The sequence below is a fragment of the Sphingomonas sp. FUKUSWIS1 genome (assembly GCF_000733135.1).
In the GTDB taxonomy this organism is placed as follows: domain Bacteria; phylum Pseudomonadota; class Alphaproteobacteria; order Sphingomonadales; family Sphingomonadaceae; genus Sphingomonas; species Sphingomonas aerolata.
Map to the genome: position 1 here is coordinate 1 of NZ_JPJC01000224.1, position 8,442 is coordinate 8,442.

An 8,442-nucleotide genomic window follows, 5' to 3' on the forward strand; every position below is an offset into this window, starting at 1 on the left:
CGGGTGAGGGCGTCGAGACTCGTCTCGACCCGCGCCGCGAGCTGCGGTGGCGCGTCATGCTCGGGCCACAGGTCGAACAGCGCCGCGAACTGCGTGCGCCACCATTCCACATCGGCGGCGAAACCGGGTTCGGCGAGCAGGCGGCGCACCGCCGCCGCCCGCTCGTCGCCCTCGAGCAGGCCCAGGGCGAATTCGCCCGCAAGCGGATCACGATCAGCCACCGAGGCAATCCTTCAATCGGGCCAGCCCGCGCCGCACCCAGCTCTTCATCGTCCCGAGCGGCACCGCGCGACGCAGCGCGAGCTCGGCATAGGTCACGCCATCGAAGAACGCGGTCCGGATCACGTCGCGCTGCTGCTGCTCCAGACCCTCGAGACAGGCGTGCAACCGCCGCGTCGCCTCGTCGTCGAGCAGCAAGGCCTCGGCGCTCGGCTGCGGGTCGGCAATGTCCGGTGCATCGTCGATCGGCGAGGCGCGGCGGACGCCCTGTGCGCGCTGCCAGTCGATCGCACGATTGCGCGCGATCGTCGCCAGCCAGGTGATCGGGCTCGCACGACCGGGTTCCCAGCCGCCGGCGCGCTTCCAGATCGTGAGATAGACGTCGTGCAGCACATCCTCCGCGGCTTGAGCATTGCCACAGATACGCAGGGTGATCCCGAAAAGCTTCGCCTGGGTCAGCGCATAAAGCTCGCGAAAGGCGTCACGGTCTTCCTCGCCGGTCCGGATCAGGACACTCGAGAGATGGGCGCGGGCGGCATCCGCCTGGGGCTTGGACAGGGTCACGCGACCGACACTAGCGCGTTGATCCGCGGCGACAATAGCCTTCGCCCGTCTTGACCGTCAGGCAGTCGGTCTTGCCGGCCAGATATTTCAGACCCGTCGCGTCGCCGTTCGTCGGCCGCAGGATCTCGCGCACCCCGTCGCGCGTGAAGACGATCGTGTCGCCGACCGCGCGCGCATCGAACACCCCCTTGTGGTCGAGATCCCACTGCATCGCGAGCCGGAACTGCCCCGGTTCACCCGCCGGCGTCACGTCGAGGACCATGCCCTCGACGCCGATCCACCGCCCCGACAGGTCGCGCGTCGGTTCTGCGACGACCTTTTCGGGGCGCGTCGTCTCGGTTGCGCCCGCCGACGTCATGCTCGCATCGCCGCGCGTCTCGGGTGCCGGTCCGGAACAGGCGGCGAGGACGAGGGCGGCAAGGGCGGCGGTTAGGGCGAGAGCTTTCATGGGGATCTCTTTGCAGGCGGCAGGGCGGTCATTGCAATCCTCCCCCTGGCGGCGGGGGATCGTCAGGCTCTATGCGCCGCCTTCGCGAACAGGTGTGGCAAATCCCGGCTCGGCTCGGTAAAGGGCTGGGCACCCGATCCCGATCACAGGAATACGCCAGGTGCGCATCGCCATCGCGTCCGACCATGCCGCCGTTTCGTTGAAAGCGGTGCTGACCGCGTGGCTGCGCGAGGCCGGGCACGACGTGCTCGATCTCGGCCCCGAGGGCACCGCGAGCGTCGATTATCCCGATTACGGCTATGCGCTGGCCGCCGCGATCGACGACGGTCGCGCCGAGCGCGGCATTGCGCTGTGCGGCTCGGGCATCGGCATCTCGATCGCCGCCAATCGCAATCCCGCCTGCCGCTGCGCGCTCGTCTCCGAGCCGCTGTCGGCGAGCCTCGCGCGGATCCACAACGACGCCAATGCCATCGCGATGGGCGCCCGCCTGATCGGCGAGGAAATGGCAAAAGCGTGCGTAGACGCCTTCCTGTCCGCCGATTTCGCCGGCGGCCGTCATCAACACCGTGTCGACAAGCTCTCCGCCGTCGACCGGACTTCCGCAAAGGTCCCCGCATGAGCACCCAGCCCAACACGCTCCATGACGTCCAGCCGGACGGCTTCTTCACCCGCGGCCTCGCCGATGCCGATGCCGCCGTCTTCGCCGGCGTCGAGGCGGAGCTCGAGCGCGAGCAGACCCAGATCGAGCTGATCGCATCCGAGAACATCGTCTCCAAGGCGGTGCTCGAGGCGCAGGGCTCGGTCTTCACCAACAAATATGCCGAAGGCTATCCGGGCAAGCGCTATTACCAGGGCTGCGCGCCGTCGGACACGGTCGAGACGCTCGCGATCGAGCGCGCCAAGCAGATCTTCGGTTGCGGCTTTGTCAACGTCCAGCCGCATTCGGGCGCGCAGGCGAACGGCGCGGTGATGCTCGCTTTGGTCAAGCCCGGCGACACGATCCTCGGCATGAGCCTCGACGCCGGCGGCCACCTGACCCACGGCGCCAAGCCCGCCCAGTCGGGCAAGTGGTTCAACGCGATTCAGTACGGCGTCGACGCCACCACGCACCTGATCGACTATGACCAGGTCGAGGCGCTGGCGGTCGAGCATCAGCCGAAGCTGATCATCGCGGGCGGCTCGGCCTATCCGCGCGTCATCGATTTCGCCCGTTTCCGCGCCATCGCGGACAAGGTCGGCGCCTATTTCATGGTCGACATGGCGCATTTCGCAGGCATCGTCGCGGCGGGGCTTCACCCGACGCCGTTCGGCCATGCGCATGTCGTGACCACGACCACGCACAAGACGCTGCGCGGTCCGCGCGGCGGCATGATCATGACCAACGACGAGGCCATCGCGAAGAAGATCAACTCGGCGGTGTTCCCGGGGCTTCAGGGCGGGCCGCTGATGCACGTGATCGCAGCCAAGGCGGTCGCGTTCGGCGAGGCGCTCCAGCCCGACTTCAAGAGCTATATCGCCGCCGTCGTCGAGAATGCGAAGGTGCTGGCGGCGACGCTCAAGGAGCGCGGCTCGGACGTCGTCTCAGGCGGCACCGACACGCATCTCGCGCTGATCGACCTCACCCCGCTCGGCATCACCGGTCGCGACGCGGACGAGGCGCTCGAGCGTGCAGGGATCACCTGCAACAAGAACGGCATCCCCAACGATCCGCTCCCGCCGATGAAGACCAGCGGCATCCGCGTCGGCACCCCTGCCGGCACGACGCGCGGCTTCGGTCCGGCCGAATTCCGCGAGATCGGCAACATGGTCGCCGACGTGCTGGACGGGCTCGCGAAAAAGGGCGAGCATGGGGACCCGCAGGTCGAGGCGGACGTTCGGGCACGTGTTCGCACGCTGTGCGCGCGCTTCCCCATCTATCAAGGATAACGAGCATGTCGAAGATCGATGACATCCAGAACGACATCAAGGCGACCCCCGGCCTCGGCAAGAGCATGGCCAAGTGGAGCGCGCTCGGCGCGGTCGTCGCGATTCCGGTGCCGGTGATCGGCCCGATCTTCGGCGCGCTCGCGGGCGCGGGCTATGCCTATTACAAGGGCAAGAAGAAGGTCTGAATGCGCTGCCCCTTTTGCGGACATGAAGACAGCCAGGTCAAGGACAGCCGCCCCACCGAAGACGGGGCGGCAATCCGGCGCCGGCGCCAATGCGAAGGCTGCGCCGCGCGTTTCACGACGTTCGAGCGCATCCAGCTGCGCGAGTTGTTCGTGCTGAAAAGCGAGGGGCGCCGGGAGCCGTTCGACCGCGAGAAGCTGCTCCGCTCGCTCTCGATCGCGACGCGCAAACGCGCGATCGAGCCGGGACGGATCGACAAGCTCGTCAGCGGGATCCAGCGCCGGCTCGAGACGCTCGGCGAGAACGACGTCACGTCGAAGCGGATTGGCGAGATGGTGATGGACGGGCTCAAGGGGCTCGATTCGGTCGCGTATATCCGGTTCGCTAGCGTGTACCGCGACTTCAGCGAGGCGAAGGACTTCGAGGCATTTGCCGGGAGTGTCGAGGAGGTCGGGCGGGCGGAGTGATCTGACCGTCGGTCGTTTCCCTGGCGGGGGCCCTTCGACTTCGCTCAGGGCGAACGGAAGGGGGCGAGGTCCTGCGGGCCACCCGGCCCCGAGAGCCCGCGCGCTCGTCGAGACGCGCACCACCCCCACCCCGTTCGTCCTGAGCGAAGTCGAAGGACTTGTTTGACCACCACGCCACCGCGTAAGCCCCGGCCATGACATTCTGGGCCTATATGGTGCGCTGCGCCGACGACAGTTATTACACCGGACATACGGACGATCTCGAACGCCGGATCGGCCAGCACAACCTCGGCGAGGTGGCTGGCTACACGCAGACGCGCCGCCCCGTGACGCTGATGTGGAGCCAGGACTTCCCGTCCCGACACGAGGCCCTCGCGGCCGAGTTCCAGGTCAAGGGCTGGTCGCGGCGCAAGAAGGAAGCGCTCTCGCGTGGCGATTGGGCGGATCTGCACGATGCGGCGATCCCCCCGCGGGAGCGTGCCCTTCGACTTCGCTCAGGGCGAACGGAGGAAGAGGAGGGTGCCGCACCACCCTCCGCCGTTGATGCCTCACTCCCTCCCCCCGTTCGTGCTGAGCGAAGTCGAAGCACCGTGGCGGACCCAACCCCACCCCCCGTCATAATCCTAGTCCGCCCCCAGCTCGGCGAAAACATCGGCAAGGCCGCGCGCGCGATGCTCAACTTCGGGCTCGTCGAGATGCGCCTCGTCTCCCCGCGCGACGGCTGGCCCAACCCGTCGGCCGGCCCCGCCGCCAGCGGCGCCGACATCGTCCTGCAGAACGCCAAGGTCTATGACAGCGTCGCCGCCGCCACCGCCGACTGCGCACAGGTCTTCGCGACAACGGTCCGCAAGCGCGGCGTCACCAAGCCTGTCGTGACCCCCGAACAGGCCGCGACCGAGATCCACGCCGCGCCCGGCCGCTCCGCCATCCTGTTCGGACCCGAGCGCTCAGGGCTCGAAACCGACGACGTCGCGGTCGCGCGGACGATCATCACCGTGCCGATCAACCCCGAATTCGGCTCGCTCAACCTCGCCCAGGCGGTGATCCTGGTCGCCTATGAATGGTCGAAGGGGCTGACCGCGGAGCGCGAGCTCAGCCAGCCCTCGATCAACCCGATCATGCCGCCCGCGCCGCAGGAGGAGCTTGACGGGATGATCGGCCAGCTCGACACAATGCTGATGGGCGCGGGCTTCTTCTATCCGCCCGACAAGATCCAGACGACGCGCCGCACGCTGCGCACGCTGCTGACCAAGCCCGGCTGGTCGAGCCAGGAAATCCGCACGATGCGCGGCGTGCTGTCGTCGCTGGCGGGGAAGAAGCCGCGGGGGTGAGGGGAGCAGGCGCGCCTACCCGAATTCCGTCATCCCCGCGAAGGCGGGGATACATACTGGCGAACGCTGGCGCTCAATGGGCCAAACTTTGCCACTATGGGTTCCCGCCTCCGCGGGAATGACGGACTTGGTTAAAGGCAGGCCTGTTCTTCTAGCGCCGGTCGAACGCCGCCAGCTCATACGCGATCGACGCCTCGACCAGCCCCTCCCACAGATCCGCGATCGCCGCGTCCGGCAACCCCAGCCGCGCGGCCTCGGCCCGCGCATTCTGGATCACCTGAGTCTTGCGCGCCTCGTCGCGGACATGGCCGCGCTCGGGCTTGATGCGCGCGGCGGCGTCCATATAGGCAAAGCGTCTGGCCAGCAGCGCGACGAGCTCGCGGTCGAGCGCGTCGACGCCCGCGCGGACCTCGGTCATGGTGGTACAGTCGGGGCCGGATAGGATGGTCATGCCGCCTCTTGCCGAGCAGCCCGCACGCTGTCCAGCTTGACTCTGGCAGGCGCGGCGTCTAGGCGCCCGCCTTCGCAATGGCCCTGCACCCCGGTGAAGCGGTGGCCCTGCCTTGTCCGGACCCTCGGGTCCTATGACGACCAGCAGAGCGATACCGGGACCAACGTTGTTTGCATTTGCAAAGGTTATACTATGTCGAAGCGTCAGAGCGCAAAGTACAAACTCGATCGCCGTATGGGCGAGAACATCTGGGGTCGCCCCAAGTCGCCGGTCAACAAGCGTGAATACGGCCCCGGCCAGCACGGCCAGCGCCGCAAGGGCAAGGTCAGCGACTTCGGTATCCAGCTGCGCGCCAAGCAGAAGCTCAAGGGCTATTACGGCGACGTGACCGAGAAGCAGTTCCGCGCCTGCTATTTCGAAGCCGCACGCATGAAGGGCGATACCAGCCAGAACCTGATCGGCCTGCTCGAGCAGCGTCTCGACATGATCGTCTACCGCGCCAAGTTCGCGCCGACGATCTTCGCGGCCCGCCAGATCGTTTCGCACGGCCACATCCGCGTCAACGGCGTGAAGTGCAACGTCGCATCGCGTCGCTGCTTCGTCGGTGACGAGATCACGCTGGGCACCAAGGCGCAGGAGATGGCGCTGGTGATGGAAGCACAGACCCTCGCCGAGCGCGAGATCCCCGACTATGTCGCCACCGACGGCGCCGCCAAGGTCACCTTCACGCGCGTGCCCACGCTCGACGAAGTGCCCTACCCGGTGAAGATGGAACCGAACCTCGTCGTCGAGTTCTATTCGCGCTAAGTCGAGCGACGCGAGACCGGCCGGCGTCGCGCAGGCGACGTCCGACGACGTGGCCCCGCCACGGCGCGGTTCGAAAAAGGAAAAGGGCGGTCCTCCGGGGCCGCCCTTTTTCGTTGCGCTACATCCCCATCGCGTTGCGGAGAAATGCATCCGCCTTGGCAAGCATCAGGGTACGCGCACCATCGTCGTCCAGATGGTGATCGAGACCGGGGAATTCGACGAGCTCGACCTTGCCGCCCGCCCCCTTCAGCCTCGATGCCATCAGCCGCGATTCGTCGATGCCGACATTTCGGTCGCGGTCGCCGTGGAACATCAGGACGGGCGCGGTGATCCGGTCGGCATGGCGCGCGGGTGATCCCGCCTGAACGTGCGGACCGTGACCAATAAAGGCGTCGACCACCGTATAACTGGTAAACCCGCGCGCTTCCTCGCGAAATGCATCGAGATCGGTCACCGGCGCGACCGCGACGATCGCCTTGAACAGCCCGGGTTCGGTGACCGCCGATTGCAGCGCGGCATAGCCGCCATAGGACCAGCCGACGATCGCCAGCGTGGCGGGCGCGGCAATTCCCTGTGTCACCAGCCAACGGCCGGCATCGTCGACATCGCCGATCGCGGTGCGCCACGACTGGAAGCCGTTTTTCTGGAACCAGGCCGAGCCATAGCCGGTCGAGCCGCGGAAATTGGGCTGAAGCACGGCAAAGCCGCGCGCGGCGAAGAATTGCGGGAGCCAGTCGAACCCCCATTCGTCGCGCGCACCCGGCCCGCCATGCGGCATCACGATCGCGGGCAACCCCTTGCCGCTGCTGCCGGCGGGAAGCGTCAGATAGCCCGGGATCATTGTCCCGTCGGCCGCGCGAAAGCTGATCGGCTTGACGCTGCCGAGCGGGATGCCGGCGAGCTGCGCGCGCGCCGGCATCACCTCGCCCATTTTCCGGGTCTTGCGGTCGAGCAGGTAATAGCGGCCGGGATCGACGTCGCTGCCCGCGAACAGCAGCAGCGTGTTCTCATCCGCACTGGCATCGATGAACGTCACGATCGGCTTCCCCGGCAGCGCCGCGTTGAGCGACGCCGCCAGCGCGCGCAGCGCAGGGTCGAAGAACGCCACCTCGCGCCGATCGGTCGCATAGGTGGCGCCGACCACGCGGCTCTGCCGGCCGATGCGGATCAGGCCGTCGACATCGACATCGGGGTGGGCCAGCACGAGCTCGCGCTTGAGCGTGCCGTCCAGCGCGACCTTGAACAGCGCCTGGCGGCCATCCTTGTCGTCAAAGCCATAGGCGATGTTGAGCGCCGGATCGACGGCATAGGGATTGAACCCGGTACCGTTCTGATCGCCCTCCAGCCGGCTCAGCGGCAACCAGGCGCGATCGCCGGGCTTCCGGTACAGATAGTCGGTCCGCCCGGTTTCGTAGCCGGAGTTGCTTCGGCTGCGCAGCCCCATGATCCGCACCATGCCGCGACCGTCGCTGATATACTCGTCCGCCGTCCCGCGCGGCGCCTCGATCGTCCGCCGTGCGAGCGTGACGCTGTCGATCCGTTCGACTCCCAGGCCCTCGCCGCTGCTCGCAGTCTGCATCCCGGTCGTCATCTCGGGCACGAAGCTGCGCGTCATCAGCACAGCGCCGGCGACGCCGTCGGCGGTCCAGTCGATCACGCTGCCGCCGTCCTGCATCATGCCGAGCGAACGGTCGTTGGTGCGGGCGCTGAGCATCTTCATCGCGCTGCCGTCGCGATTGATCGCGACCGTCCGGCTGAAGCCGATCAGCCCGAAACTGCTCTTCGACGCGGTCCGGATCTGGCAGATCACGCGGATGTCGGTGGCCCATCGACAGGAGGTCAGCGTTTCGGGATCCCCCGCCGCGGACAGGATCGGCTGTGCCACTTCGCCCGTGGTCATGTTCGCGATCCGCAGCGCGGCACCGTGCCCGCGAACGGGTACGATCATCGCGACATGCGTCCCGTCGGGCGACAGGCTCATCTGCTGGACCGCCTCGCGCGCGCCGAACGCCGCCGCCATCGGCCCGGCCGGGTCCGCGGCGCCCG

At 67.6% G+C, this 8,442-nt stretch carries 10 protein-coding genes and 1 pseudogene; 6 read left to right on the plus strand and 5 right to left on the minus strand.

The genetic code is table 11. The features are described 5' to 3' along the window. The 3 genes and pseudogenes from sphsw_RS19440 to sphsw_RS13355 all read right to left on the minus strand — a co-directional run. A pseudogene (locus sphsw_RS19440) lies at positions 1-221 on the minus strand (anti-sigma factor); the annotation flags it as partial. Then, on the minus strand, positions 214-783 hold the full coding sequence (locus sphsw_RS13350) for a sigma-70 family RNA polymerase sigma factor (protein WP_031441039.1): 570 nt from the start codon (positions 781-783) through the stop codon (positions 214-216). The pseudogene sphsw_RS19440 and the gene sphsw_RS13350, both read right to left, overlap by 8 nt. Before the next feature lie 10 nt (positions 784-793). Further along, positions 794-1,231 (minus strand): hypothetical protein, encoded by a 438-nt coding sequence (locus tag sphsw_RS13355; protein ID WP_042467299.1) that lies wholly within the window; start codon positions 1,229-1,231, stop codon positions 794-796. 160 nt (positions 1,232-1,391) lie between these two features. On the opposite strand from sphsw_RS13355, the gene rpiB reads away from it, so the two are divergent. The 5 genes from rpiB to sphsw_RS13380 all read left to right on the plus strand — a co-directional run bounded on the left by rpiB (position 1,392) and on the right by sphsw_RS13380 (position 5,138). After that, on the plus strand, positions 1,392-1,850 hold the full coding sequence (gene rpiB / locus sphsw_RS13360; RefSeq protein ID WP_031441041.1) for a ribose 5-phosphate isomerase B: 459 nt from the start codon (positions 1,392-1,394) through the stop codon (positions 1,848-1,850). Further along, positions 1,847-3,157, plus strand: a complete 1,311-nt coding sequence (locus tag sphsw_RS13365) for a serine hydroxymethyltransferase (RefSeq protein WP_031441042.1) — start codon at positions 1,847-1,849, stop codon at positions 3,155-3,157. The genes rpiB and sphsw_RS13365 overlap by 4 nt, the downstream gene beginning before the upstream one ends. Before the next feature lie 5 nt (positions 3,158-3,162). Further along, a complete protein-coding gene (locus tag sphsw_RS13370) occupies positions 3,163-3,342 on the plus strand; it encodes a hypothetical protein (protein ID WP_031394946.1) in 180 nt (59 codons plus the stop codon). Next, entirely contained in the window at positions 3,343-3,807 is a 465-nt protein-coding gene (gene nrdR / locus sphsw_RS13375; protein ID WP_031394945.1) for a transcriptional regulator NrdR, read from the plus strand. Between the two features lie 194 nt (positions 3,808-4,001). Then, positions 4,002-5,138 (plus strand): TrmH family RNA methyltransferase, encoded by a 1,137-nt coding sequence (locus sphsw_RS13380; protein ID WP_081874324.1) that lies wholly within the window; start codon positions 4,002-4,004, stop codon positions 5,136-5,138. Positions 5,139-5,289: 151 nt separating this feature from the next. Here the strand turns inward: sphsw_RS13380 and sphsw_RS13385 are convergent, their stop codons facing one another. Continuing rightward, entirely contained in the window at positions 5,290-5,589 is a 300-nt protein-coding gene (locus tag sphsw_RS13385) for a chorismate mutase (protein ID WP_031441044.1), read from the minus strand. Positions 5,590-5,781: 192 nt separating this feature from the next. On the opposite strand from sphsw_RS13385, the gene rpsD reads away from it, so the two are divergent. Then, positions 5,782-6,396, plus strand: a complete 615-nt coding sequence (rpsD, locus tag sphsw_RS13390; protein WP_031394942.1) for a 30S ribosomal protein S4 — start codon at positions 5,782-5,784, stop codon at positions 6,394-6,396. A 118-nt stretch (positions 6,397-6,514) separates the two neighbouring features. Here rpsD and sphsw_RS13395 read toward each other — a convergent pair whose 3' ends face one another. After that, positions 6,515-8,416 (minus strand): alpha/beta hydrolase family protein, encoded by a 1,902-nt coding sequence (locus tag sphsw_RS13395; RefSeq protein ID WP_042467304.1) that lies wholly within the window; start codon positions 8,414-8,416, stop codon positions 6,515-6,517. Positions 8,417-8,442: the final 26 nt, after the last annotated feature.